Origin of the sequence: Streptomyces sp. NPDC059010 (genome assembly GCF_042740355.1) — a bacterium.
Classification (GTDB): Bacteria; Actinomycetota; Actinomycetes; order Streptomycetales; family Streptomycetaceae; genus Streptomyces.
Genome location: NZ_JBHYJA010000007.1, coordinates 66,575 through 91,884, shown reverse-complemented (window position 1 = coordinate 91,884; position 25,310 = coordinate 66,575). Strand labels below are relative to the sequence as shown.

The 25,310-nt window shown below is 68.4% G+C and carries 23 protein-coding genes; 7 read left to right on the top strand and 16 right to left on the bottom strand.

Annotated features, from left to right (window positions below):
- The first annotated feature begins 137 nt into the window (after positions 1-137).
- Both ACFWYS_RS09215 and ACFWYS_RS09210 read left to right on the top strand, forming a co-directional pair.
- On the top strand, positions 138-1,052 hold the full coding sequence (locus ACFWYS_RS09215; protein ID WP_384765246.1) for a sulfite exporter TauE/SafE family protein: 915 nt from the start codon (positions 138-140) through the stop codon (positions 1,050-1,052).
- A gap of 207 nt (positions 1,053-1,259) precedes the next feature.
- Positions 1,260-1,931, top strand: coding sequence for a DUF4360 domain-containing protein (locus ACFWYS_RS09210; protein ID WP_384765245.1), 672 nt, complete (start codon positions 1,260-1,262; stop codon positions 1,929-1,931).
- An 89-nt stretch (positions 1,932-2,020) separates the two neighbouring features.
- Here the strand turns inward: ACFWYS_RS09210 and ACFWYS_RS09205 are convergent, their stop codons facing one another.
- From ACFWYS_RS09205 to ACFWYS_RS09195, 3 genes are all read right to left on the bottom strand, one after another.
- Positions 2,021-2,815 carry an intradiol ring-cleavage dioxygenase gene (locus ACFWYS_RS09205; RefSeq protein ID WP_384765243.1) on the bottom strand — a complete coding sequence of 265 codons (795 nt, stop codon included), beginning with the start codon at positions 2,813-2,815 and terminating at the stop codon, positions 2,021-2,023.
- Positions 2,816-2,894: 79 nt separating this feature from the next.
- A complete protein-coding gene (locus ACFWYS_RS09200) occupies positions 2,895-3,713 on the bottom strand; it encodes a hypothetical protein (protein WP_384765241.1) in 819 nt (272 codons plus the stop codon).
- A 90-nt stretch (positions 3,714-3,803) separates the two neighbouring features.
- Positions 3,804-4,823 carry an aldo/keto reductase gene (locus ACFWYS_RS09195; RefSeq protein ID WP_384765239.1) on the bottom strand — a complete coding sequence of 340 codons (1,020 nt, stop codon included), beginning with the start codon at positions 4,821-4,823 and terminating at the stop codon, positions 3,804-3,806.
- Positions 4,824-5,009: 186 nt separating this feature from the next.
- On the opposite strand from ACFWYS_RS09195, the gene ACFWYS_RS09190 reads away from it, so the two are divergent.
- The 3 genes from ACFWYS_RS09190 to ACFWYS_RS09180 are packed head-to-tail and all read left to right on the top strand — an operon-like array spanning position 5,010 to position 8,899.
- Positions 5,010-5,585: a TetR/AcrR family transcriptional regulator gene (locus ACFWYS_RS09190; RefSeq protein WP_384765238.1), complete on the top strand. Its 576-nt coding sequence runs from the start codon at positions 5,010-5,012 to the stop codon at positions 5,583-5,585.
- Positions 5,586-5,627: 42 nt separating this feature from the next.
- A complete protein-coding gene (locus ACFWYS_RS09185) occupies positions 5,628-5,966 on the top strand; it encodes a trypco2 family protein (RefSeq protein WP_384765236.1) in 339 nt (112 codons plus the stop codon).
- Entirely contained in the window at positions 5,963-8,899 is a 2,937-nt protein-coding gene (locus tag ACFWYS_RS09180; RefSeq protein WP_384765234.1) for an NACHT domain-containing protein, read from the top strand. Before ACFWYS_RS09185 ends, ACFWYS_RS09180 begins: the two co-directional genes overlap by 4 nt.
- Here the strand turns inward: ACFWYS_RS09180 and ACFWYS_RS09175 are convergent.
- Both ACFWYS_RS09175 and ACFWYS_RS09170 read right to left on the bottom strand, forming a co-directional pair.
- Positions 8,833-9,024 (bottom strand): DUF397 domain-containing protein, encoded by a 192-nt coding sequence (locus tag ACFWYS_RS09175; protein ID WP_384765232.1) that lies wholly within the window; start codon positions 9,022-9,024, stop codon positions 8,833-8,835. The two genes, ACFWYS_RS09180 and ACFWYS_RS09175, sit on opposite strands and share 67 nt — an antisense overlap.
- Positions 9,021-9,866, bottom strand: a complete 846-nt coding sequence (locus tag ACFWYS_RS09170) for a Scr1 family TA system antitoxin-like transcriptional regulator (RefSeq protein WP_384765230.1) — start codon at positions 9,864-9,866, stop codon at positions 9,021-9,023. Before ACFWYS_RS09170 ends, ACFWYS_RS09175 begins: the two co-directional genes overlap by 4 nt.
- A gap of 130 nt (positions 9,867-9,996) precedes the next feature.
- Here ACFWYS_RS09170 and ACFWYS_RS09165 point away from each other — a divergent pair, with 130 nt between their 5' ends.
- On the top strand, positions 9,997-10,431 hold the full coding sequence (locus ACFWYS_RS09165; RefSeq protein WP_384765228.1) for an ATP-binding protein: 435 nt from the start codon (positions 9,997-9,999) through the stop codon (positions 10,429-10,431).
- Here ACFWYS_RS09165 and ACFWYS_RS09160 read toward each other — a convergent pair.
- From ACFWYS_RS09160 to ACFWYS_RS09150, 3 genes are read right to left on the bottom strand one after another with little or no spacing between them, the layout of a single operon-like run.
- Entirely contained in the window at positions 10,413-11,318 is a 906-nt protein-coding gene (locus ACFWYS_RS09160; RefSeq protein ID WP_384765226.1) for a hypothetical protein, read from the bottom strand. The two genes, ACFWYS_RS09165 and ACFWYS_RS09160, sit on opposite strands and share 19 nt — an antisense overlap.
- 7 nt (positions 11,319-11,325) lie before the next feature.
- On the bottom strand, positions 11,326-11,721 hold the full coding sequence (locus tag ACFWYS_RS09155) for a hypothetical protein (protein WP_384765224.1): 396 nt from the start codon (positions 11,719-11,721) through the stop codon (positions 11,326-11,328).
- Positions 11,708-13,474: a hypothetical protein gene (locus ACFWYS_RS09150; RefSeq protein WP_384765222.1), complete on the bottom strand. Its 1,767-nt coding sequence runs from the start codon at positions 13,472-13,474 to the stop codon at positions 11,708-11,710. The genes ACFWYS_RS09155 and ACFWYS_RS09150 overlap by 14 nt, the downstream gene beginning before the upstream one ends.
- 251 nt (positions 13,475-13,725) lie before the next feature.
- Between ACFWYS_RS09150 and ACFWYS_RS09145 the strand changes: the two genes are divergently transcribed.
- Complete coding sequence (locus ACFWYS_RS09145; RefSeq protein ID WP_384765221.1) at positions 13,726-14,694, top strand: arabinan endo-1,5-alpha-L-arabinosidase; 969 nt, start codon at positions 13,726-13,728, stop codon at positions 14,692-14,694.
- Positions 14,695-14,720: 26 nt separating this feature from the next.
- Here the strand turns inward: ACFWYS_RS09145 and ACFWYS_RS09140 are convergent, their stop codons facing one another.
- From ACFWYS_RS09140 to ACFWYS_RS09105, 8 genes are all read right to left on the bottom strand, one after another.
- On the bottom strand, positions 14,721-16,334 hold the full coding sequence (locus ACFWYS_RS09140) for a pyridoxal phosphate-dependent aminotransferase (RefSeq protein WP_384765219.1): 1,614 nt from the start codon (positions 16,332-16,334) through the stop codon (positions 14,721-14,723).
- Positions 16,335-16,487: 153 nt separating this feature from the next.
- Positions 16,488-17,636, bottom strand: a complete 1,149-nt coding sequence (locus tag ACFWYS_RS09135; RefSeq protein WP_384765217.1) for an aldose epimerase family protein — start codon at positions 17,634-17,636, stop codon at positions 16,488-16,490.
- Positions 17,637-17,729: 93 nt separating this feature from the next.
- Positions 17,730-18,974: a multiple monosaccharide ABC transporter permease gene (mmsB, locus tag ACFWYS_RS09130; RefSeq protein ID WP_384765216.1), complete on the bottom strand. Its 1,245-nt coding sequence runs from the start codon at positions 18,972-18,974 to the stop codon at positions 17,730-17,732.
- Positions 18,971-20,521 carry a multiple monosaccharide ABC transporter ATP-binding protein gene (gene mmsA / locus ACFWYS_RS09125; protein ID WP_384765215.1) on the bottom strand — a complete coding sequence of 517 codons (1,551 nt, stop codon included), beginning with the start codon at positions 20,519-20,521 and terminating at the stop codon, positions 18,971-18,973. The genes mmsB and mmsA overlap by 4 nt, the downstream gene beginning before the upstream one ends.
- Before the next feature lie 32 nt (positions 20,522-20,553).
- Positions 20,554-21,672 carry a multiple monosaccharide ABC transporter substrate-binding protein gene (chvE, locus tag ACFWYS_RS09120; RefSeq protein ID WP_384765213.1) on the bottom strand — a complete coding sequence of 373 codons (1,119 nt, stop codon included), beginning with the start codon at positions 21,670-21,672 and terminating at the stop codon, positions 20,554-20,556.
- Between the two features lie 132 nt (positions 21,673-21,804).
- On the bottom strand, positions 21,805-22,767 hold the full coding sequence (locus ACFWYS_RS09115; protein ID WP_384765211.1) for a hypothetical protein: 963 nt from the start codon (positions 22,765-22,767) through the stop codon (positions 21,805-21,807).
- Between the two features lie 111 nt (positions 22,768-22,878).
- The gene (locus ACFWYS_RS09110) at positions 22,879-23,883 is read right to left on the bottom strand and encodes a zinc-binding dehydrogenase (RefSeq protein ID WP_384765209.1); all 1,005 of its coding nucleotides are present in this window, start codon (positions 23,881-23,883) and stop codon (positions 22,879-22,881) included.
- A complete protein-coding gene (locus tag ACFWYS_RS09105; protein WP_384765207.1) occupies positions 23,880-25,046 on the bottom strand; it encodes a mandelate racemase/muconate lactonizing enzyme family protein in 1,167 nt (388 codons plus the stop codon). Before ACFWYS_RS09105 ends, ACFWYS_RS09110 begins: the two co-directional genes overlap by 4 nt.
- Positions 25,047-25,310: the final 264 nt, after the last annotated feature.

Here is a 25,310-nt window from a genome sequence, read left to right as displayed (position 1 = left end):
CCGAGGTATCCGCATTCTGGGCTGAGAGTCTCTGTATATGGACACTCTCAGCCCGCCCTCAGTCTGATGCCCTAGAGTCCGGTCCCGTCCATCCCTACCAACCCGGTAGGAAACATCGGAAAGACGGGACCGGCCCCATGCGCACGCTGATACTGCTCGCCCTCGCGGGCCTGGGAGCCCAGCTCGTGGACGGCAGCCTCGGCATGGCCTACGGCGTGACGTCGACCACCCTGCTGCTGGCGATGGGCACCAATCCGGCCGCCGCCTCGGCCACGGTCCACCTCGCCGAGATCGGTACGACGCTGATGTCGGGCGCCTCGCACTGGCGCTTCGGCAACGTCGACTGGAAGGTCGTGGGCAAGATCGGCGCGCCCGGCGCGATCGGCTCCTTCCTCGGTGCGACGGTCCTGTCGAAGCTGTCGACCGAGCTGGCGGCCCCGCTGATGTCGCTGATCCTGCTGGGCCTCGGTGTCTACGTCATGTCCCGCTTCACCTTCCGAGGCCTTCCCAAGGACCGGGTGGGGCTGCCGTTGCGCCGCCGATTCCTCGCCCCCCTCGGACTGGTCGCCGGCTTCCTGGACGCGACGGGCGGCGGAGGCTGGGGCCCGGTCGGGACGCCCGCGCTGCTCGCCTCCGGCCGGATGGAACCGCGCAAGGTCATCGGCTCGATCGACACCAGCGAGTTCCTGGTCGCGGTGGCCGCGAGCCTCGGCTTCCTGCTCTCGCTGGGCTCGCAGGGCATCGACTTCGTCTGGGTCGCCGCCTTCCTCGTCGGCGGCCTGGTCGCCGCCCCGATCGCCGCCTGGCTGGTCCGTATCCTGCCGCCGCGCGTCCTGGGCTCCGCGGTGGGCGGCGTCATCCTCGTCACCAATGTCCGCACCCTGCTGAACAGCGACTGGCTCGCGGTGTCGGGGGCGACGGCCGTGGCGGTGTACGTCGCCCTCTACGTCCTGTGGGCCGCCGCCCTCGCCTACTCGATCCGCGCCCACCTGAGGGAAGGGAAGGCGGCCGGGACCGGTTCCGTCGAGGAGCGGCAGCCCGTCAGCGCCTGACCGGTCGGGCATCAGGCGGCATGGCGGCTCAGTGGTCCTCAACTCTGTTGTAAATGGCTGGAGTTCGACCTAGCCGCACCACAGGAGGCTCCCTACGATTCCAACGCCTCCGACCTTCACAGAAACCCCACTGTTTCTTCAAAGATCCAATGAGGTCTGATCTGGTCGCCGGAGGCGCAGCCACCCCCCAACCCCAGGGAGAGATCCATGGCACGTGGACTCCTGAGATTCCTGCTGAGCGGCGGCGCGCTGGCCGCCCTGCTCACAGCGGCACTGCCCGCGCAGGCGGCACCGTCCTCCGGCGGCTCCTTCGAGGACCCGCCGCCGGACAAGATCGTCATCAAGGTCGCCACGGTGAACGGCTCCGGCTGCCCCCAGGGCACCACCGCCGTCGCCGTCTCCGAGGACAACACCGCCTTCACCGTGACCTACAGCGACTACCTCGCCAAGGTCGGCGGTAACTCCGATCCCACGGACTTCCGCAAGAACTGCCAGCTCAACCTGGTCGTGCACGTCCCGCAGGGCTTCACATACGCCATCGCGAGCGCCGACTACCGCGGCTTCGCCTCCCTCCAGTCCGGCGCGAGCTCCATCCAGAGGGCCTCGTACTACTTCCAGGGCTCACCGAACACGCAGTTCCGCAACCACTCCTTCAGCGGCCCCCTGGCCGACAACTGGCAGGCCACCGACAGCACCGACTGGGCCCAACTGGTCTGGGCGCCCTGTGGAGTTCAGCGCAACTTCAACATCAACACCGAGCTGAGAGTCAACCTCGGCACGTCGTCGGCGAGCAAGGTCAGCTTCATGACGATGGACTCGACGGACGGGGACATCAGCACGATCTACCACCTGGCGTGGAAGGAGTGCCCGGGTAAGTAGCCGCCCCCGGTAAGTAGCCGCACCTGCGGGTGTCCGACCTGTGGCGTCGTGCCTGACGGTCGGACACCCGTCTGTGCGGGCGGCGCGTGTCAGCCCTGCTCGACGCCCAGGGTCAGGGTCCCGGAGTAGCCGGCCGACGGCGAACCGCCCAGTGCGGTCAGCGTCAGCAGGCCGGACGCGGCGCCTCCGTCGTCGTAGATGGAGTCCTGGGCGAGGGTGGTGCGGGCGACCGTGTTGGCCGAGTACGGGGACAGTGCGGCGACTCTGGTCGTGATCGCCTCGGCGAAGAAGAGCTGGCCGGTGTGGAGTTCCCGGCCGCCCTCGAACGAGCCGTCGGAGGTCAGGGTGACGTCCGTGTGCACCTTGATGTGGATGTGGACGCAGCGGCCTCGGTACCAGCCCGGGTAGACCGTGGTGATCTTGGCGACGCCGCTGGAGTTCGTGAGGACGCCGCCGCGCAGGAAGGTGCCGTTGTCGGGTTCGTTGTGGCCGTTGTTGCCGACGAAGCCGGAGTACTCGCCGAGAGCGTCGGAGTGCCAGATCTCGACCAGGGCGTTGCCGAGCGGAGCGCAGGTGTCGTCGTCGACGACGGTGAGGGTCAGCTCCAGCGGGAATCCCGTCTTGTCCTCGCTGATGTCGGCGCGGACGAGCTGTCCGTCCAGGTAGTAGGGGCCTTCGGTCATCTCCTTCGTGAGCGTGCAGACGGCCGAGGCGGCGACGGGTGCCGTGTCGGCCGCCTCGGTCGTCCCGGCGGTGGGGGCTTCGGGCGCGGCGGCGGTGACGGCCAGGGTGGCGGCCGTGGCGCCGGTGGCGATCAGCACGGTGCGGCGGCCGATCGAGGTGGGGGTTGCGTTCGCTGTGCCTTTCGAAGGTGTGTCTGTCATGGACACGGCACCGTAGAAGTGGATTCTGTTGACGGGCTGTCAATTGAGCAAAGTGGCGGAACGTCAAGTTCCTTGTCGGTCAGCCGCGGGGTCGGCACGAGGACGCCGGAACCGCTGTGGCGGAATTCTGGCCGTCGCCGCCCGCAGCGGGCCGGGTGAAGCGGTAGCACTGATCGACCGTTGTGCCAGGGCCACGGCTGGAGACAACGAGAGAGACGGTCACCGTGTCTCCCCTGCGCGCCGCGCTCTTGACGTCGTAGGAACGCCGCTGTCCGGTCGGATCGAGGGCCTTCTGCACTCCGGCTCGCGTCAGGTCCTCGGCGGGCATCCCGGCGATGCGCGTCCACGCGAGACGCACCCGGCCGCCGATCTCGGTGCCCGGACGGCACATGTCCTCGTCCCGCTCGGTCACCCGCGACGTCCACGCCCGGCCGGGGTGAGGGGTGTAGGTGAAGACGAGACACCGGGTCACCTTGACGGGTCCCCCTCCGGGGAGGATGCCCGCTTCGTCGTACACGGCGGATCTCGCGGCCGTGGCGGTGAACTCGCGGCGGGACGCGTTGTAGTTGATCACGGGCGCCTCGGTGCGCTGCCAGATCACCTCGGTGAGTGCGTCGGCGTCGGTGGCGGGATCGGTGGCGGGGTCGGTGGCGGCGGTCGTGCCGAGTGCGCGGGCCGTGTCGTCCGCCTTGGCACGGGCCTGCTTCAGGATCGACGCGAGTGCCTGCTCGCTGCGCCGGCTGTTGACGTTCCCGTCGTGCCAGTGCCGGTACCACAACCAGGAGACGACGATGCCGAGTACGACGATCAGCGCGATCAGGATGGTCAGGCAGCCGGTGGTCACGAGACGGTACGCCCGCCCCGTGACCACCGCACTGCCTGTTTCGTCAGGTGCCACTGGCTGCCTTTGTATCCGAAGAGGTAATTCCCGTATCGCACAGGATCGTTGGCGAGAGACCTCTCCCGAAGGGCGGGGGTGTCGGCGCCGTCATCGCCTGCGCAGTGACGGTTCGAGCAGGGCGGGCGGGGCGTCGTACTTCTCGTGGGCGGCGAGGTCGGTGCCGGGGGCGACGATCGCGTCGATCGCGTCGAGGACGTCGGCGGAGAGCACGGTGTCGGCGGCGGCGAGTTGTGAGCGCAGGTGGTCCATGGTGCGGGGGCCGATGAGCGCGCTGGTGACGGCGGGATGCGCGGTCACGAATCCGAGCGCGAGCTGGATCATCGTCAGGCCGGCCTCGTCGGCGACCTCGGCCAGCCGTTCCACGGCGTCGAGCCGGGCCCGGTTGAACGGTGTGGTCATGTCGAAGCGGTCCGGCATGAACGCCGAGCGGTGGGTGGTGACGTCCCGGCCCGCGCGCACCGCGCCGGTCAGCCAGCCGGACGCCAGCGGGCTCCACGCCAGCACCCCGAGCCCGTACTCCTCGGTCACGGGCAGGACATGGGCCTCGATGCCGCGCTGCAGGATCGAGTAGCTGGGCTGTTCGGTCGTGTACCGGCTCAGGCGGTGCTCGCGGGCGGCCCACTGCGCCTGCACGATGCGGTGGGCCGGGAAGGTCGAGGAGCCGAACTGCCGTATCTTCCCCGCGCGTTGCAGGTCGGTCAGTGCCGACAGGGTCTCCTCGTCGCCGGTGCTCGGGTCCCAGCGGTGGATCTGGTACAGGTCGACGTGGTCGACGCCGAGGCGGCGCAGGCTGTCGTCCAGCGCGGTGACCAGCCAGCGGCGCGACGAGCCCTGGTGGTTGCGCTCCTCGCCCATCGGCATGCCCGCCTTCGTGGCCAGCACGATGTCGTCGCGGCGGCCTGCGATGGCCTTGCCGACCATCTCCTCCGACTCGCCCTGGCTGTACCTGTCGGCGGTGTCGATGAGGTTGACCCCGGCTTCGAGGGCGGCGTCGACGATGGCGGTGGCCTCTTGCTGGGTGGTGCGGCCGATCGCGCCGAAGTTCATGGCGCCGAGCGCGAGGGAGCTGACCTGGATGCCGGTGCGGCCGAGGGGGCGGTACTGCATGACTGCGTCCTCCGTGGTTGCGGGGTGGTACTGGCAGGGCTCTGACATGGCTCTGGCATGGCTGTGGCGTGGGTCTGGCACGGGTCTGGCATGATGAGCAAGCGGAACGATGTTCCGCTTCGGTGGAATCGACGATACGGAACACGGTTCCGTTTTGGCAAGCGTGATCGTGAAGGGAGCGGCGCGATGAGTGGCAACGGTGAGGCGGCCCCGCCCAAGCGCAAGGACGCCCGGCGCAACAAGGAGACGCTGCTCGACGCGGCCGCCCGGGTCTTCGTTGTGAAGGGCGTGGACGCGCCGGTGCGTGACATCGCGGCCGAGGCGGGTGTCGGGGTGGGCACGATCTACCGGCACTTCCCGACGCGGGCGGATCTGATCATCGCCGTGTACCGGCATCAGGTGGACGCGTGTGCCGAGGCGGGGCCGGCGCTGCTGGCGGCGGGGGAGACGCCGTATGCCGCGCTGGGGCGGTGGATCGACCTGTTCGTGGACTTCCTGGTGACCAAGCACGGGCTCGCCGCGGTGATGCGGTCCGACAGTGCCGGGTTCGAGGCGCTGCACGCGTACTTCCTGGACCGGCTGGTGCCGGTGTGCGGTGAGCTGCTTGACGCGGCGGCCGACGCCGGGGAGATCCGGGCGGACGTCGAGGCGTATGAGCTCATGCGGGGGGTGGGGAACCTGTGCATCGGGGCGGACAGTGATCCTCGCTATGACGCGCGGCGGCTGGTTGAACTCCTTGTTGCGGGGCTGCGGTTGGGGTGAATCGATGGCGGGGGACGTCAACGGCTCTCTAGCGTTGGGCACATGAGTGACGACCGGATCGAACTGGCCGATGCCGTGCAGGCGGTACGGGATGAACTGATCACTGCGGCGGGGCGTTCGTCCGGGCAGGACGTGGTCTTCGAAGTGGGCGACATTGAGCTGGAGTTCAGTGTTGAGCTGCGGAGGGAGGCCAAGGGGGGCGTCAAGGTGAAGGCGTGGGTGGTGGAGGCCGGGGTCGATGGGGGTGGGGGTACGACCCGGACTCATCGGGTGGCGGTGACGCTGAGGGCGCTGGACTCGCGGACCGGGCAGCCGTGGAAGGTGCGGAACGAGAGTCGGGGGAGTGTGGCTCGGTTCGGCAAGGGTGGCGACGCGGAGTGATCGCGGGGAGGGTCGCGGACCGGGTCGTCGCGGTTTTCGGGGAGGGGCAGGGCAGCGGTGTGCTGCTTGGAACCCGGGCGGTGCTCACCGCGCAGCATGTGGTGGGCGGCAGCGATGTCGTCGAGGTGATTCACCCGTCGGGCAGCAGGCTGGTGAAGTGTGAGGTCGTATGGGCCGACGAGGCCCTTGACGCCGCGCTGTTGCGTGCCAAGTCGATGGTGATCAGCGCTGAACGTGCCGCTCCCTGGGGGGAGCTCAGAGCGGGCAGCGTCGCCACCGGCTCTCCGCTCTCGCACTGCCAGATCGTGGGATTCCCCCGAATCCAGCGCTACGGGGACATGGGCGAGGACCTGGAGTACGACCAGTACCGCGCGACCGTGCTGCCCGTGGCCGGGCGTATGAGGGACGTCCTCGTCAGCGAACTCGACGTGGCTGCCGCAGAGGAACCAGGCGACGGGACCTCACCGTTGGCAGGGCTGTCGGGGGCTCCTGTCTTTGCGGGAGCGGTGCTCCTCGGAGTGGTGACGCAGGTGCCCCGGGGCCGCTCCCACGTCAGGATCGAAGCGGTCCCGGTGGAAGCCGTGATGACCGCGATGGCAAGGTCGACGAGTAGCAAGATGCGCTGGGTCGGCAAGGTGGAGCAGATCACCGACGTCCACCCCAGGGACGAGTTGTTCGAAACCCGGTATGCCAAGGACCTGGCGGCGCAGTACCGCAAGACCGAGATCTTCGGCATCGAGGAACTCGGCCGCACCGAGTCCCGGTGGGACCTCGACACGGCATATCTGAGCCTGGAAGCCGAGTCCACCCTGGATGAGCGCAAGGAGGCCGGAACCCCCGCGCAGCGCATCGACGCTCTGCTGAGGACACGCCCCCGCACCTTGCTGCGCGGCCAGGCGGGCGCCGGCAAGACCACCCTCGTCTGGTGGCTGGCGGCGCATGCGGCGAACGGCACCCTCAGCGAGAACCTTGCGGAGCTGAATGGCCTGGTCCCCTTCGTTATTCCGATGCGCGAGGTGTACGCGCGGGGCGGACGGTTCCCAGCGGTGTCGGAGCTGCTGTCCGCCGGACGAGTCATCTCGGACGACGCCCCGGACGGCTGGGCCGGACGAGTCCTGGAGGCCGGCCGAGGGCTGCTCCTGGTCGACGGCCTGGACGAAGTGCCGCCGGAGGAACGGGAGAAGGCTCGCCGCTGGCTCTCAGCTCTCCTCGACAGATATCCGGAGACCCTGTGCCTGGCCACGGTCCGCCCTGACGCGGTCGAGAAGGACTGGCTCCTTGCCGAGCGCTTCAGCGAGCTGACGCTGCTCCCCATGAGCGACGAGGACATCCAGGCCTTCGTCACAGCCTGGCACGAGGCCGCACGCCTGGAGGCCGAGCACCTCTACGACGCCCGTCGGTGCGGCGACGAACAGGAACTCCTCGCCTCGCTGGAGCAGGACCTCGCCCATCAACTGGAGCAGAACGCCGCGCTCCGCGACCTCGCCCGGACCCCGCTCCTCTGCGCCGTGATCTGCGCCCTGCACCGACGCCGCCGTGGCCTTCTCCCCACGACGCGCTGGTCCCTGTACCGAGCCGCCCTCGCCATGCTCCTCGGCGGCCGTGACGCCGCGCGAGGCGTCGCCCGCCCAGACGACGTCAGCCTCGACTCCGACGAACAGCACGCCCTCCTCCAACGGCTCGCCATTTGGCTCGTGCGGACCGCGCAGCAGCAGATGACGCACGATCACGCGACCCAGCAACTCGACCTCGCGATGCGTGACATGCCGCAGATCAGTGCACAGGTGACACCTGAGCGAGCGTTGCATTTCCTGATCGAACGCAGCGGTCTGCTTCAAGAGCGTACGGACAACGCGATCGAGTTCATCCACCGGACGTTCCAGGACTTCCTCGCGGCGAAGGAGTTCCACGAGAGCGGGTATGTCCTCGAACTCCTGAATCAGGCCGGCAACGAAATCTGGCGGGACGTGATCGTAATGGCCGTCGGCCACGCGACGCGGACGGATGCGCAGCTGCTCATTGAGAGGCTGGTTCAGTTCGGGGATGTCGTGGAGGGGCGCCACGAGAAGTGGTATTTCCACGTGCTGGCCGCCCAATGCGCCACCAGCCTGCTGTCATTGGACGCGGCGCTGATGGAGGTCGTCCGGGGGCGTGTACGGGCCCTGATGCCGTTGCGGAGCCATGCGGAGGCGGATGACATCGCGAGCCTGGGTGCGTGGTCCGTGGATCTGTTGCCCGGGCCGGAGGGGGAAGGCGGCGCCGACGAGTTCGCCATTGGGGCCCTTACGAGGATCCGCACGGCGGACGCACGGCAGAGGCTGAAGCAGTTCGCGTTGCGTTGTGGAAGGGGCGTCGAGCACTTGATCGTCTCTGGTTGGCTCCACCAACCTGCGGAGGAGTACGCCCGCGAAGTACTGGCCGGCGCTGGCATTCAAAGCCTGTTCGTTCAGAACAGTTCCCAGCTGGCCCAGTTGCCGCACTTGGACTCGATCCCCGAGATCAGCGTGACCGGGTCGTACACCGCGGAAGAGCTCGACGCTCATCTGCCGACGCGGAAGGTCGAGGTGATCAACTTGTGGAACAACCGGAAGATCACCCACCTTGACTTCTTGCGGACCCGGAAGGACTTGTGTGAACTGGACCTTGAGCTGCCGATGGGATCGCTCGACCTGCTGACCGCCTTTGCGCCGCTGCCCGCTGTGCGGCGATTGCACTTCCGCGGGGTGCGGGACTGGGCTCACATGACGCAGGTGCGCCGCGTGTTCCCCAACCTGAACGAACTGACGCTGGTGCTCGCGGGAGACGCAGTGGCACCGCCCGACCTTGCGGCTCTGAGCGCCGAAGCGTTCGGGGGCCGCAAACCGAGTCAGCTGTGGGTGGTGGACACGAACGAGAGGAACGTCCGCCAATTTTCCGGCGAAACGGCCAGCTGACGCTCCGTCGGCGCCTTGGAGTCGCGGACGTGGATGGTGTGGGGGCAGGTGGCGACCTCTACGCAGTCATCACCGTCTCCGCCGCTGTAGCTGCTCTTGAACCAGGCCAGTTCGGGCGTGCTCATAGCTGTCCTCGCATCCGCTGCAACAGGCTCACGGAGTCTTCAAGGGTAAGAGCCTGCGAACGCATCCTGGCATACCGCCTTTGGAGGACGCTGACCTCCTTCGGGTCAGAAATGAGCACACCGCCCCGTTGCCCCTCGCAGTAGGAGAACCACTTGTTCTCTGGAGTCTCCAGCAGCCGCATGGGGCCATCGAGTCCCGCATGCGTCTCCCGAACCGTCGGCATGATCTGAAGCTCGACGTTTCGCAATTGGGCGATCTCCAGCACGTGATCGATGAGCTCCCGCGTGACCTCCACACCGCCCGTCCGCCGCCGGAACACGTGCTCCTCCAGGACGAAGGCGAACGCAGTGTTCGGCCGCTCTCGCAGCAACTCTTGCCGTTCCGCTCGCGCGACCCACTGCGCCTCGACCTGCTCGTCACTCAGCGGCGGCAACTGGTTCGTGAACAGCGTCCGCGCGTACGCCTCGGTCTGCAACAACCCTGGAATCAATCGGCATTCGTACGTGTACAGAGTGATCGCCGTGGCCTCAAGCTGCGCCCACCGCCGGAACCACGCCGCCAAGCCCGGCTGCCGAGCCAAATGCTTGGCCGCGTTCCGCACGGCCCCCGTGTTCCCCAGCACCTCCTCCGACCGATCCGCGAACGTCGGATCCGGCATCCGTCGCCCCAACTCCACCGAAGCCACGGTGTGTTTGGACAGCCCCACCCGGTCCCCGAACTCCTCCCGGCTCAGCCCCGCATGCTCCCGCAACGCTTGCACGACCGCCCCGAACGTCCGCAGACTGTCCGACGACTCCGGCTCGCCACCCGTTCCCGCAACCGCACCCGCACCATCGACCACCGTCGGTCACCTCCCGCGCACATGGTCACGGTCGGTCACGCGTACTGTCCAGTCCGTAACCGCGTACGCTCCCGCACCGTACGCGGCACTCACCTGGTGAACCACCCTCCCCGGCCGCCAAATTGAGCACATGTCAGTACCGCTCACCCAGCGCCTCAGCGCCACCCCCCGAGGCGCCCGCCTCGCCCGGCACCTCACCCTGAATCAGCTCCAGGCATGGGGCATTCCGTACGGCAGTGACGTATCCGAGGCCGTCGTAGTGATCGTCGCCGAACTCGCCGCCAACGCCGTCACCCATGGCCGCGTCCCCGGACGCGACTTCGAGCTGCGGCTGTCGCTCCCCACCGGCAGCGTGCGTATCGAGGTCAGCGACACCCGTACCGAACCCCGCCCCCCGAAACCCGGCGACGTACGACTTCCCCACCCCCTCGACGAACACGGGCGTGGGCTCGTCCTCGTCGACGCCCTGGCCGACCGGTGGGAGGTCGTGGACCGCGAACCCGCGCCCGGGAAGACCGTCCGCGTTGAAGTCGATCTATGGCGAGGTCACGGCGCCGCGAAGTAGGTCAGCGCCACCTGGAGGGTCTCTCGCTGTCGTGGCCAGATCTTCTCCGGTCCCGCCACCAGTACCGCGTACTGCGTGCCGTTCTCGGCGACGAAGGCCCGGTCGACCACTTGGCGCCGGGTGCCGTCCGGGCGGTCGTACACGTAGATCAGCTCTGCCGCCTGCTCGCCGGGGCCGGACGGGGCGTCCTGGAGGCTGAGTTGGCGGTAGTTCTTGTTCGCGCTCTTCAGGGTCCGGGAGGTCTGGCGCAGCGACTCGTGCGGGGTCAGGCGGCCCTCCGTGTCGGTGTAGATCTGTACCAGGCTCAGGCCGTCGGGGGAGTTGTAGAAGACGCTGCCGTTGGTCTTCTCCTGGCGCTCCCAGCCTTCCGGTACGGCGATCGTGAAGCCCGCCGTGTCCTCCTGGAGCGTGTATCCCGACGGCACGTCAGAGGTCGGTGACGGTGACCGTGACGGCGTCTCCGTGGGCCAGGTGCCGACCGTGTCCGTGGGCACGCCGCCACCCGCCCCTGGGGCGGATGTCGCCGTAGCCGTCGGTGATGCGCTCACGTCCGTCCCGGCGTCGTCGTCCTGTAACGCCAGCACCCCGAAGGCCACCGCGCCCGCGATCACCGCAACCGCCGCGCCCGCGACGATCGCCGACGTACGGCGCGACCTCGGCAGCGATGCGGGCGGCGGCGTCACCGTGTACGTCGGGTCCTCGCCCTGCCCCTCGGCCGGTATCGGCGGGGCGTACGCGGGGACCGGCGGAGGCGGTGCCGTCGGCGGGACCACCGCCCCCGACCCGCTCGCCGTCTCCCAGCGCTGCGTCTCGTCGTTCCAGTGGATGCCGCCGTCCTGCATCCCACCACCCCCGTGCGCCCCGCCGTCCCCCGATATGCCGCTCATCCCGCCGTCACCCTCCCAGCAGTGCCGCCACCGCCTGTGTCACCGCCGCCCCCGACGCCGCCAGGCCCACCGCCGTGGCCGCGTCCTGGAGGGCCTGGCGCAGGCGGGTCAGGCGGCTCGGGCTCGCCTCGCCGGTGTTCTGGATCTCGTCCTCGGTCTCGCCGAGCTGCCGTGTCAGCTCGGCGGTCTCGGGGGTCCGGGCGAACGCCTGGAGGTCCGCGCTCAACTTGCGTACCGCTCGGAGCAGTTGCTCCTGCTCGGCCGCCAGCTGCTGCGGCGGGGCCTCGTAGTTGTTCGCCACGCTGTGGGCGCCGAAGGCGAACGCCCCCTTCGCCGAGCCGATGTGGATGTTCTGAGTGCCACCACGGCCGTCGCCGCCCGGCGCCTCCTCATCCGCTGCCACTGTCACTCTCCATCCCTGCCGAATTCCCGGCTCCCGAATTCCCGGCTGCCGAATAGCCGATTCCTCGGTCACCGGCCTCCAGGTTGTGGGCCTCGCTGTGCTCGCCGAAGGCAAACGCTCCGCTGGCCTGCTCGATCAGTACGCCGCCGTTGCTGACGTTGATGACCTTCTGCTCGAACTCCTCGGTGCGGTAGCCCGCCTCGCGCAGTGCGCGGCGTACGCCGTTGGCCACCCGGTCCTGGATCGTCTTGAGGTAGCGCTGGTGGTCCATCTCCTGGAACAGCGACGCCTCGTCGTCCGAGCCGAGTTCGCGGATCGACACGGACGGGCCGTCCGGCATCGCCCGGCCGGTGCCCTGGGCGGCCACCCGGCCCAGCAGGGTGAGGGTGCGCCATACGGTGACCACGGACTCGCCGGCGGTGTGCGGGACCCGGGACAGTGCCCAGACCGCCTTGCCGAGCGGGTTGGCGTGCAGGAAGTCGTGGGCCAGCCGGTCGGCTTCGCGGAACCGCGGCCGTACCGGGCGCAGGACGTGTGGCGCGACCTCCAGCATCAGCATGCCGCCCTGGGTGTGGACTCGGACGAAGACGGTCGTGACCATCTCCTCCTCCCAGCCGCCCACCTGTACGCGCAGGAAGTGGCGCCGGGTCTCGCCGCCCTCCTCGACGGCGCGTGCGCGGTGCTGCTCGAACTGGCCGGGGGCGTAAGGGGCGTACTGCCTGCCGGGCAGTCCGTCCACCGGGAGGAACACGCACTCGTCGATCTGGAGCTGGCGCAGCCGGTCCCGCACCGCCGCCGCTCCCTTCGGGGTACGGGCGGTCGACGGCTCGCGCAGGGCCTCCAGCAAGGGCCTGATCCGGTCGAGGATCGTGTCGTTGTCCAGGGGGAGTGCGGGCTTGGCGAGGTCGTCGCGGGGGCGTAGCTCGACCGACAGGGACCAGGTGTCGTACGGGGAACCCGCGCCGCAGAACGGCCGGTCCGCCCGGTACATCACCAGCCCGGCGCTCTGCTCGGTGCGGATGCGGTCCCGCAGGTGGTGGAAGCGGCCGCCCTGCGTGGCCCGTTCGGCGGGGTCGGCGGCCGCGTCGGGGAACCTCGGGCGGGAGAGCTCGCCGGCCAGCGCGCGGGAGAACTGGTGGCGCTCGACACCGACGCCCAGCGCCACCAGCAGCGGCAGCGCCAGTGCGATCCAGGCGTTGAGGCGAGAGGTGTCGAGGACGGCCTGTTCGAGTGTCAGGCCGGGGACCAGGAGGAAGTTCCAGAGGTCGCCGACCGACTCCAGCAGGTCGTAGTCCTCGGTGGCGCGCGAGTACAGCGTCAGCACTGCGTAGACCACGGAGAGGCGTGCGTACAGGCGCAGGATCCAGGCCGGGTAGCGGCGGTACCAGGCGGGGCGTGCGGCCGGTCCGCGCATCTTGGTGGCCAGGTACATCAGCGCCACCGGCATCAGGAACATCAGGCTCAGCCAGTTGGTGAGCGGCACGCTGAGGATCCACAGCGCCAGGACCGCCGCCGCCCAGCCCAGTTGGAGCCGCTGCGCGCGCAGGGCGTGGGCCAGGACGCGGGCCGCGTCGAAGCCGAACGAGGGGGCGACGATGCGTTCGTCGTGGACGTAGAGCTCCTCTATCACCGTGCGGCGGAACGTCTCGTCGAGGTAGGTACCGGCGCACAGCAGACGCGTCGCCTCGCTGGCGTGCGGGGCGGTGCGCTGAGGCGTTGCGGTGTGTTGGGTCACCGAGCTCTGCTGGGTCACTGTCTCGTCCCCCGAGTGTGTTCAGCCGACACTCAAGCATAAGGAGTGACGGGCCGATTACCCCGTGAATAAACGGTGTGGAAACGCTGTCGGGGCAGGTGAGTTGGGACTGCCCGGAGATGCCTGGAGCTGCCCGGACCATTGACGCGCAAGTGATTCGATTCTACGTTCCCGTCCGAAGTGACGATCGTTGTTCGAAATACAGAACATGCGAGTCCGTGAATTTCGAGTCAGAGAACAGGGGTGTTCGCATGAGCCGCAAGCGCACGACCCTCCTCGCCCTCCCCGCCGCCGCCCTCCTCGCCCTGATCCCGTCCTCGGCGTCGGCCTACCCCAACCCCGGCCGGGTCACCGGCTCCGTCGTCACGCACGACCCGACGATGCTCCGCACCTCCTCGGGCCAGTACCTGCTGTACGCGACCGGTGGCGGCATCGCCAGCAAGACGTCGTCCGACCGCACCGCCTTCAGCGCGGGCGCCGACGCCTTCGGCAGCCGCCCGGGCTGGTGGTCGACCTACTCCTCCGTGCCGGAGGCCTGGGCGCCCGACATCTCGTACCAGGGCGGCAAGTACCTGATGTACTACTCCGTCTCCAAGTTCGGCTCGAACACCTCCGCCATCGGGCTGGCCGGTTCGACGACCGGGCAGCCCGGCAGCTGGACCGACTACGGCACCGTCTACACGTCCGGCTCCTCCAGCGACTACAACGCCATCGACCCCAACCTCTTCGTCGACGGTGACGGCAAGTGGTGGCTGTCCTTCGGCAGTTGGTGGACCGGCATCAAGATGATCCGGATCAACCCGTCCACCGGGAAGCAGCTGTCGAGCAATACGACTCGGTACTCGCTCGCCTCCCGCCCGACCGGCACCAAGGCCGTCGAAGCCCCCTACATCGTCAAGCGGGGCGGCTACTACTACCTCTTCGCCTCCTACGACACCTGCTGTGCGGGCACCAGCTCCACCTACAAGGTCAAGGTCGGGCGGTCCACCAGCGTCACCGGCCCGTACGTCGACAAGAACGGCGTCTCGATGATGAGCAACGGCGGGACGCCGGTTCTGGAGTCACACGGCAGCATTATCGGCCCGGGCGGTCAGTCGATCATGAACGACGCCGACGGGGACCTGATCGTCTACCACTACTACGACGGCAACGACAACGGCACGCCCAAGCTGGGCATCAACCTACTGAACTGGAGCAGCGGATGGCCCGTCGCCTACTGACCCTGAACCCGGCGTAGCCGACGGCCCTACCCCGCCTGTCCCATCCCCGCCGGGTTCGGCCAGCTCTGCGCGTTCGGCCACCCGGTGGCCGGCGCGGGAGTAAGCCCCGGACCCGTCGTACCCCGCACCTGCGCGGCCGTAAGCCCCCCACGCGCCGGCACCCCCGGCGGGGTGGGCCCGGGCGGTACCACCGCCGCAGCCGGCGCCACGGGCGACGGGAACGACATCGGCGCGGGGGCGGGCGCGGGCGTGGGCACGGGAGCCGGCGCCGGCATCGGCGCGGGCATGGGCATGGGCGTCGGAGCAGGCGCCGGGGCCGCGGCGGCCGGGGCCACCGGGACCGGTGCCGGCATCGGCATGCCGCCCCCCTGCGGCTGAGGCGCCGCAGGCATCGGCGCCGCCATGGCCTGCGCGGCAAGACCCGGCATCCCCGCGCCGTTGGTGGAGCTGACCAAGCGGTCCACGGCCGCCGTACCCGAGCTGTAGTTGGTCCCTGTACCGAGCTCGGGTACGGCGGCTCCCCTCCTGGTCCCGTAGAGCACCTGTTCCAGGCCGGACACCAGGCGACGCACGTCCACCTGGGGGCGCACCACGAGTCGCAGGAAGCGGCTGGACGAACCGATCTTGTTGCCGCACTCGCGGACCAGGATCCGGTGCTCGGTGAGCAGCCGGTCCCGGACCACGGTGCCTTCCGCGCCCACGGGGAGGCGCACGAAGAGGAAGTTGCCCTGGGAGGGGTAGACCGTCAGGCCGGGGAGTTGGGCCAGGTGGCTGGCCATGTCGAGACGGTCCCGGCGCACCTGCATCAGGCTCTGCGCGTACTCGGATCCATGCTCCTTCAGCATGAACACCACGTGCTCGGCGAAGGCGTTGAGGTTCCACTTGGGCAGCATCGAGCGGACCATGCCCGCGAGCGCCGGGTTGGCGACCAGGTAGCCGAAGCGGATGCCGTGCAGACCGAAGTTCTTGCCGAGGGAGCGCAGGACGATGACGTTCGGGCGGAGCATCGCCTCCTGGACGACCGACGGCTCCTGCTCGGCGTCGGCGAACTCCAGGAAGGACTCGTCGATGATCACCAGGTCCAGGTCGGCCATCGCGTCCATGAACTGCACGAGCGCGTGCTTGTGGAGGTAGCCGCCGTCGGGGTTGTTCGGGTTGCAGATCACCGCCACCCGCGTCCCCCGGGCGCGGATGAACTCGGCGTACTGGGCCAGGTCCAGGGCGAAACCGCTGGACTCCTGCAGCGGGAACATGTCGACCCGCTTGCCGGTCTCCATCGGCTGGTCGGTCCAGCGGCCGAACGTGGGGACGGGGATGGCGAGGGACTCACGGACCAGGAGGTGATCGATCCAGGTGATCAGCTCGGTGGATCCGTTGCCCATCGCCACGCACTGCGGCGGAAGCTGGAGCAGGCTGCACAGTTCGGCCGTGATCGTGTCGGCGCTGCTCGGGTAGTACGTGATGATGTCCCGCAACCGGGACGCCATGTCCTGGAACATCTCCGGCGTCGGAAAATACGGGTTGCAGGGAATGCAGAAGTCGACCGGACCGGCCCCGTCGCCGCCCTCCCGCGTCAGCGCCGCCATCGACGGGCTGTGTGCCGCGGTGCTGCGGAACAGCGAGGTGACGTTGTCGGCCATGGAACCTCCGTGTTTGGGTGGCCCGCGCGGGGGAGCACGGGCCGCCCTTACATACGGAGGCTGGGGTGACGCTGTTCAACCACTGAGAAATCGGTGAGAACTTGTGGGCCACCTGTGAAGATCCGTCAGGAGATGAACGTCAGCAGGTGAACGTCAGCAGGTGAACGAGTGCACCGTCGTCGAGCGGTACGTCTGTCCGGGCCGCAGCACCGTCGACGGGAACGACGGCTTGTTCGGCGAGTCCGGGAAGTGCTGCGTCTCCAGGCACAGCGCGTCGCCCTGCCGGTAGACGCTGCCGCCCGAACCGACGAGCGTGCCGTCGAGGAAGTTGCCGGAGTAGAACTGCAGACCCGGCTCGGTGGTCGCCATGCGCAGGGTGCGGCCGGAGGACGGGTCCTTCAGCGTGGCGCACCACTCGGGGCGCGGCGAGATGCCCTTGTCGAGCACCCAGTTGTGGTCGATGCCCTTGCCGTACAGCAGCTGCTGGTGTGCTTCGCGGATGTCCTCGCCGATCGCCTTGGTGCGGCGGAAGTCGAAGGGGGTGCCCGCGACGGGGGCCAGCTCACCGGTGGGGATGAGGCCCGAGTCGACGGGGGTGTAGCGGGACGCGGCGATCTTCAGCTCGTGGTTCTCGATCGTGCCGCTGCCCTCGCCGGCGAGGTTCCAGTACACATGGCTGGTGAGGTTGACGACCGTGGCCTTGTCGGTGGTGGCCGCGTAGTCGATGCGCCAGTCGCCGTGCTTGGTGAGGGTGTACGTCACCTTCACCTTGAGCGTGCCCGGGTAGCCCATCTCGCCGTCGACGGAGGTGTAGTGCAGGTGCAGGCCGACGTCGGAGCCCTTGGTGAACGGCTCGATGTCCCACACGCGCTTGTCGAAGCCCTTGGCGCCGCCGTGCAGGCTGTTCTCGCCGTCGTTGACGGAGAGCTGGTAGCTCTTGCCGTCCAGGGTGAACCTGCCCTTCCCGATGCGGTTGCCGTAGCGGCCGATCAGCGCGCCGAAGTACGGGCTCTTGGCGACGTAGTCCTCGATGTTGTCGAAGCCCAGGGAGATGTTGGCGTACCGGCCACGCCGGTCCGGGACCTCCAGGGACTGCACGATGCCGCCGTAGGAGAGGACCTTCATCCGGGTGCCGCCGTTGGCCAGCGCCCAGCTGTAGACCTTCGTGCCGTCGGCGAGCGTGCCGAAGAGGGACTTCACCGGCTTGTTGCCTCCCGTGGTGGCGTGTGCGGTGCCGACGGTCGCGGCGGTGATCCCCGCCGCCGCGGCCCCGGCTATGACCGTACGTCTGCTCATGTCCATGCTTGCGGCTCCACTTCGTTGGGAAACTGCGGAAGCAGCGGAAGCTGCTGGGAATGAACCGGGCCCCGCCTTCCGGCGGGGCCCGATGGGGACTTACGAACCGACCTTGCGCTTGTTCCACACGTCGAATCCGACCGCCGTCAGGAGCACCAGGCCCTTGATGACCTGCTGCCAGTCGGTGCCGATGCCGACGAGGTTCATACCGTTGTTCAGCACGCCCAGGACCAGGCCACCGATGATCGCGCCGAGGACGGTGCCGACGCCGCCGCTCATCGACGCGCCGCCGATGAACGAGGCGGCGATCGCCTCCAGCTCGAAGTTGAGGCCGGCCTTGGGAGAGGCCGCGTTGAAGCGGGCGGCGAAGACCAGACCCGCCAGGGCCGCGAGCATGCCCATGTTCAGGAAGATCAGGAAGACGACCTTCTTGTCCTTCACACCCGACAGCTTGGCCGCGGGCAGGTTGCCGCCGATGGCGTAGATGTGCCGGCCGATGATCGCGTTGCGCATGACGTAGCCGAAGCCGACGAGCAGCGCGCCCAGGATCAGCAGCACGATCGGGGCACCCTTGTAGCTGGCCAGCAGCAGTGTGATGGTGAGCACGGCGGCGCCGATCGCGACCAGCTTGAGCAGGAAGAGGCTGGTGGGCGGCACGTCCAGCGCGAACTCCTGCTGCCGCTTGCGGTCACGGAACTCCTGGAGCACCACGAAGCCGATCAGGGCGAAGCCCAGCAGCAGCGTCAGGTTGTGGTAGTTGGTCTCCGGACCGACCTCGGGCAGGAAGCCGTTGGCGACCTTCTGCAGACCCTCGGGGAACGGGCCGAGCGTCTGGCCCTCAAGGAAGATCTCGGTCAGACCACGGAAGATCAGCATGCCCGCCAGGGTCACGATGAACGACGGTATGCCGAGATACGCGATGAAGAACCCTTGCGCCGCACCCGCAAGCGCGCCGATGGCCAGGCACAGCGCCACGGCGAGGACCCATGGTATGTCGTTCTTGACCATGAACACGGCTGCCATCGAGCCCACGAAGGCCGTCAACGAGCCGACCGACAGGTCGATATGGCCCGCGATGATCACGAGCATCATGCCGATCGCGAGGATCAGGATGTAGCTGTTCTGGAGCACCAGGTTGGAGACGTTGCGCGGCAGCAGCAGGTCGCCGTCGGTCCACACGGCGAACAGCACCACGATCAGGCCGAGCGCGAACAGCATGCCGTACTGCCGCATGTTGCGGCGCATGCCGTCCATCACCAGCTGGAGCAGGCCGTCACCCGCGGCCCCTCCGCTCTTGCCCGGCGGCGCGGGGGCCGGGGTCTTGGCGGTCACATCCGTGCTCATCGGGATACCTCTTTGTCCTTTGTCATCTGACGCATCAGCGATTCCTGCGAGGCCTCGGCCCGCGAGAACTCACCGGTCAGCCGCCCCGCGGCCATCGTGTAGATGCGGTCACACATGCCGAGCAGCTCGGGCAGCTCGGAGGAGATGAAGACGACCGCCTTGCCCTGGGCGGCCAGCTGGTCGATGACCGTGTAGATCTCGTACTTGGCACCGACGTCGATACCGCGCGTGGGCTCGTCCAGGATCAGCACGTCCGGACCCGCGAAGATCCACTTGCTCAGGACGACCTTCTGCTGGTTGCCGCCGGACAGCTTGCCCACCGGCTCGAAGACGGTCGGCGCCTTGATGTTCATGGACTTGCGGAAGCCCTCGGCGACCTGCCGCTCCTCGTGCTCGTCGACCACGCCCCGCTTGGCGACCTTGCCCAGCGCGCTGAGTGAGATGTTGCGGTTGATGGTGTCGATGAGGTTGAGGCCGTAGTGCTTGCGGTCCTCGGTGACGTACGCGATGCCGTTCTTGACCGCCTCGGGGACTGTCTTCGTACGGATCTCCTTGCCGTCCTTGAGGACCGTGCCGCCGTGGTAACGGCCGTACGTCCGCCCGAAGACGCTCATCGCGAGCTCGGTGCGGCCGGCGCCCATCAGGCCCGCGATGCCGACGATCTCGCCGCGCCGCACGGACAGCGACACATCGTCGACGACCTTGCGCTGCTGGTCGATCGGGTGGTGCACGGTCCAGTTGCGGATCTCCAGCGCGGGGGCGGAGCCCTTCTCCGGCTCGTGCGGGGTGCGGTCCGGGAAGCGGTTCTCCAGGTCCCGGCCGACCATTCCGCTGATGATCCGGTCCTCGGTGGTCTCCGGCGCCTTCACATCGAGGGTCTCGATCGTCTGGCCGTCACGGAGGATCGTCACCGAGTCGGCGACCTTGCGGATCTCGTTGAGCTTGTGGGAGATGATGATCGAGGTGATGCCCTGCTTCTTCAACTCCAGGATCAGATCCAGGAGTTTGCCGCTGTCCTCGTCGTTCAGGGCCGCGGTCGGCTCATCCAGGATGAGCAGCTTCACCTTCTTCGACAGCGCCTTCGCGATCTCCACCAGCTGCTGCTTGCCCACGCCGATGTCGGCGACGCGGGTGTCCGGGTGGTCGGAGAGACCGACCCGGCGCAGCAGTTCGGTGGCGTGCCGCAGGGTCTCCCGCCAGTCGATGAACCCGCCCTTGGCATGCTCGTTGCCGAGGAAGATGTTCTCCGCGAGGGAGAGGAACGGCGAGAGCGCCAGCTCCTGGTGGATGATGACGATGCCGTGCTGCTCGCTCGCCCGGATGTCCTTGAACTCGCAGACCTCGCCCTCGAAGAGGATGTCCCCCTCGTAGGTGCCGTGCGGGTGGACGCCGGAGAGGACCTTCATCAGCGTCGACTTACCGGCGCCGTTCTCCCCGCAGATGGCGTGGACCTCGCCCTGCTGGACGGTCAGTGTGACGTCCGACAGCGCCTTGACGCCGGGAAAGGTCTTGACGATCGAGCGCATTTCCAGGACGGGTCCCGCCATGGTCGTGCCTTCCAATCAGAGTGGGCCGGCGGTTACTTGAGGTCGCTTGCCTTGATGTAGCCGGAGTCCACGACTTCCTTCTGGTAGTTGGTCTTGTCCACGCTGACCGGCGTGAGCAGGTAGGCGGGGACGACCTTCGAGCCGTTGTCGTAGGTCTTGGTGTCGTTGACCTCGGGCTTCTTGCCGTTGAGGGCCGAGTCGACCATGTTCGAGGCGACCTTGGCGAGCTCGCGGGTGTCCTTGTACACGGTCATCGACTGCTCGTCGGCGATGATCGACTTCACCGAGGCGACCTCGGCGTCCTGACCGGTGACGATCGGCAGCGGCTTGCTCGCGGAGCCGTAGTCGTCCGACTTCAGCGCCGAGAGGATGCCGATGGAGATGCCGTCGTACGGCGAGAGCACCGCGTCGACCCGGGCGCTCTTGTACGCCGACGTCAGGATCTCGTCCATGCGGTTCTGGGCCTTGCCGCCGTCCCAGCGCAGGGTGGTGACCTGGGTCAGCTTGGTCTGGCCGGACTTGACGACGAGCTGCTTCTTGTCGATGTAGGGCTGGAGGACCTTCATCGCGCCGCCGAAGAAGTAGCGCGTGTTGTTGTCGTCGTTGGAGCCGGCGAACAGCTCGATGTTGAACGGTCCCTTCTTGGAGCCGTCCTTCAGGCCGAGCTTCTCGACGATGTAGGTGGCCTGGAGCTCGCCGACCTTCTCGTTGTCGAACGACGCGTAGTAGTCGACGTTCTTGGTGCCAAGGATGAGGCGGTCGTAGGAGATCACCGGGATCTTGGCGTCGGCGGCCTGCTGGAGCACGTTGTTCATCGACTTGTTGTCGATGGCCGCGACGATGAGCGCCTTGACGCCCTGGGTGATCAGGTTCTCGATCTGCGAGACCTGCTGGTCCGGGTCGTCCTCGCCGTAGACCAGCTTGGTCTTGTAGCCCTTCGACTCCAGGTCCGCGACGACGTTCTTGCCGTCGGCGATCCAGCGCTCGGAGGACTTGGTCGGCATCGCGATGCCGATGGTGGCGCCCTTGGTGTCGCCGCCCTCCTCCTTGCTGCCGCCCTCACCGCTCTGGCCACAGGCGGACAGGGTCAGGGCGAGGGAGGCGGCTCCGGCTATGGCGGCGAGTGCGGCTCTGCGAGTGCGCATGGTCATCATCCTTGATGTGTGTGAGCAGGGCTCGGTCTGGCGAAGCGACGACTCTGCGAGGGCTGTGCGGGTCGACCGAGGGTGTGTGGGATTGTGTTCGACTACGTCGTCTTCTGTGAAGGGGGTTTGTCCGGAACGTTATGCGCGAGTTTCGAAGCGCCGCAGATTTCCGGGCAGCCGTGAGCCGAGGGGTGCCATGTCGCCGTCGGCTCCGTGCCGTGCGAGCAGGTCCAGCGCCAGTCGTCCGCGCCGTACGCGTTCCTTGGCGGTGGCCAGCGTCAGGTCCCTCATGTGGTGCCCGTAGGGATAGATCCCGGGGGCCTTGGAGAGCCCGAACTTCAGATAGAGCGGTGCGCCGCGCCGGATGAGCTCGGCGACCTCGTACATCCGCACATAGCCGCCGAGATCGTCGGGGGCCTCGATGTACATGTCCATGGGGGCGGCGGAGACCCGCCGTATCTCGGTGAGGTGGTCGAGCGTGAGGTCGCTGGGCACGTTGATCGAGTCGCCGCCCAGGTTCTCGTAGACCGCGTACGCGGCCGGGTTGACCGGACCGATCAGCGCGCTCACCTTGAGGGTGGTGTCGGCCGGGATGATCCCGGCGACGCGCGCCCGGTGCAGCGTCCACAGCACGCCCTCGTCGGCGACGAGCAGGCACTTCACGCCCAACTCCGTGGCCCGTACGGCGTCCTCGACGCAACCGGCGACCGCGTCATGGCCCCGTGCGCGCAGTCCGGCCCCCCGCGAGTCGGTGCGCGTGGAGCCGCCGATGTCCCAGGTGCCGCGCGGACCGGTGAACAGGCAGAGCTCGATGTCACGCTCGTTCGTCGCGTCGACCATCTCGGTGATCTCGGCGTCGGTCAGCATCCAGATACCGCTGCCCTGGCTGATCCGGTGGATCGGCACGTCCAGCCGCGAGGCTTCCTTCAGGACGACGGCCAGCGCTTCGGGACCCTCGCACGAGGGGATCTCGGTGCGCCATCTGCCGCCGCCCGGGAAGGTGTGCGGCGAGGCGTCGGCGGGGGAGAGGTCGGGCGCGCCCAGGCCGAGGGCGGCGAGCGCCTGCTCACCGGGTCGACGGGCTGCGGAGGCGTCGGTCACAAGATGTCCTTCTTGTTCGATATGTCGGACGAGGTTCGCGGCTCAGGGTGTGCGCGGCTCTGGGGTACGCCGGTACGGGAGCCGTCAGGTTGCCCCCGTACCGGCGTACGTCTAGGGGTGGAGCAGGACCTTGCCCACCTTCGGATCGCCGGACCCGACGAGCTCGATCGCCTGCGGGAACTCCTGAAGCGGCAGCTCGTGCGTGACCAGCGGCAGCGGATCGAGCAGCCCCGCCGCGAACACGCGCACCGTGTGCGCCCAGGCGTCCGGCGGCGCCCCGAACACGGTGTGCACCTCCAGTTGCCGTACGACGAGATCGGTCGGGTCCAGGCCCTGCGCGCCCGACGCCGGGATCCCGGTGAGGATCAGCCGCCCGCCTCGCCTCAGCAGCGCGGCGGAGGTGCGCGCGGCGTCGGCGGACCCGGCGGTCTCGATGACGACGTCGAAGTCGTCCGGGAGCTCCTGGTCCTTGGTGCGGAAGTCGGTGGCGCCGTACTGCCGCGACAGCGCCTCGCGGTCGCTCCGGGTGCCCACCACGAGCAGCTCGGCCGGCGAGCCCGCCTTCAGGAACTGAACGGCGAACATCCCGAGCGTCCCGGTGCCCACCACGGCCACCCGCTCACCCGGCAGGGCGTTCGCCTTGATCGCCGCGGCGGCGATGCAGGCGGCCGGCTCCAGCAGCGCGGCGGCCGTGAGGTCGCAGTCGTCCGGCAGGACGTGCAGCAGCCGGGCCGGGAGCGTGAGCGTCGTCGCCATGGCGCCGGGCTGGGTGAACCCGGTCTCCTCGTACCCCGCGCTGCACAGCGTGGTCTCGCCCGCGTGGCAGCGGTCGCAGACCTGGCAGTTGCGGAAGCCCTCGCCGACGACCTTGCGGCCGACGAGGGAGCCGGGGACTCCGGCGCCGACCCGGTCGACGGTCCCGGACCACTCGTGGCCCGGCGTCAGCGGGTAACGGACGTACCCCTCGGGCCGGTTGCCCTGGTACACCTCGCGGTCGCTGCCGCAGATGCCGACCGCGTGGACGCGGACCAGGGCCTCGCCGGGGCCGGGCTCACGGGGCGTGTGCTCGGTGAGCCGGTGCTCGCCGGGCGCCTCGATGACGACGGCGGTGCTCACTGCCCGGCGCCCTTCGGCTTGCGCTGCTCCCAGCCCTCGGCCCACAGGTCGAACCGGGCCTGCTGCTGCGGGAACTCGGCGGCGGCGTCGGCGTCGAACTCGACCCCGAGACCGGGGGCGTCGGAGAGGTGGAAGCAGCCGTCCTCCGGGTTCACCTGCGGGGCGCCCTTGACGACCTTCTTGATCTCCGCGTCGGCGAAGTCGTTGAAGTGCTCCAGGATCTTGAAGTTCGGGGAGGTGAAGCCGACCTGGAGGGAGGCGGCGGTCAGGACCGAGCCACCGACGTTGTGCGGGGCGACCAGCATGTAGTGGGTCTCGGCGGTCGCGGCCAGTTTCCGGGTCTCCCAGATGCCGCCGATGTGGCCGACGTCGGGCTGGATGATGTCGACGGCCTGGCTCTCGAAGAGCTCACGGAACTCGATGCGGTCGTGGATCCGCTCGCCGGTGGCGACCGGGATGTCGACCTTGGCGGCGACCTTCTCCAGCGCCTTCAGGTTCTCCGGCGGGCAGGGCTCCTCCAGCCAGGCCGGCTTGAAGGGCGCCAGCTCCTTGGCGAGCCGTACGGCGGTGGCGGGGGAGAAGCGGCCGTGCATCTCCAGCATCAGCTCGGCGTCGGGGCCGATGGCGTCGCGGACCGCCTCGATGAGGGAGAGGGCGTACAGCGTCTGCTCGTGGTCGAGCTCGAAGTGGCCGGTGCCGAAGGGGTCGATCTTGAGCGCCCGGTACCCGCGCTCCATCACGCCCTGCGCGGCCTTGTGGTACGCCTCGGGCGTCCGCTCCGTGGTGTACCAGCCGTTGGCGTACGCCTTGACCTTGTCGGTGACCTTGCCGCCGAGCAGCTGCCAGACCGGCACCCCGAGGGCCTTGCCCTTGATGTCCCAGCAGGCCATCTCGATCACGGCGATGCCGGACATGACGATCTCGCCGGCGCGGCCGTAGTCGCCGTACTTCATCCGGCGGAGCAGGTCTTCCACGGCGAACGGGTCCGAACCGAGAATGTGGTTGGCCTCGGCCTCCCGCAGGTAGCCGATCAGCGCGTCGGTGTGGCCCAGCATCCGGGTCTCGCCGACTCCGGTGATGCCCTCGTCGGTGTGCACCTGGACGTATGTCAGGTTGCGCCACGGCGTCCCGACCACGTGTGTGCTGATTCCGGTGATGCGCACGGCAGTTGCCCCTTGCTGCGTCGTCGGCTACTTGGCGTTGCACTCCGGCGTGTTCGAGATTTCGTCACACGTTCGAAATGCTGACGTGACAGTAGGGAGGCGGCGGCGGGGGTGTCAATGGGTCGAACGCATAACGGTTTCGACACCCCTTTCGATACGGATTTCGGGCGGAGGTTCACGGAGGGTGGGGGGCGTGTCTGGCGTGTCCTGGCATATCCGTCAACTCGCCATGCCGGAACAGGAAGTTCCATACACAACTTTCAC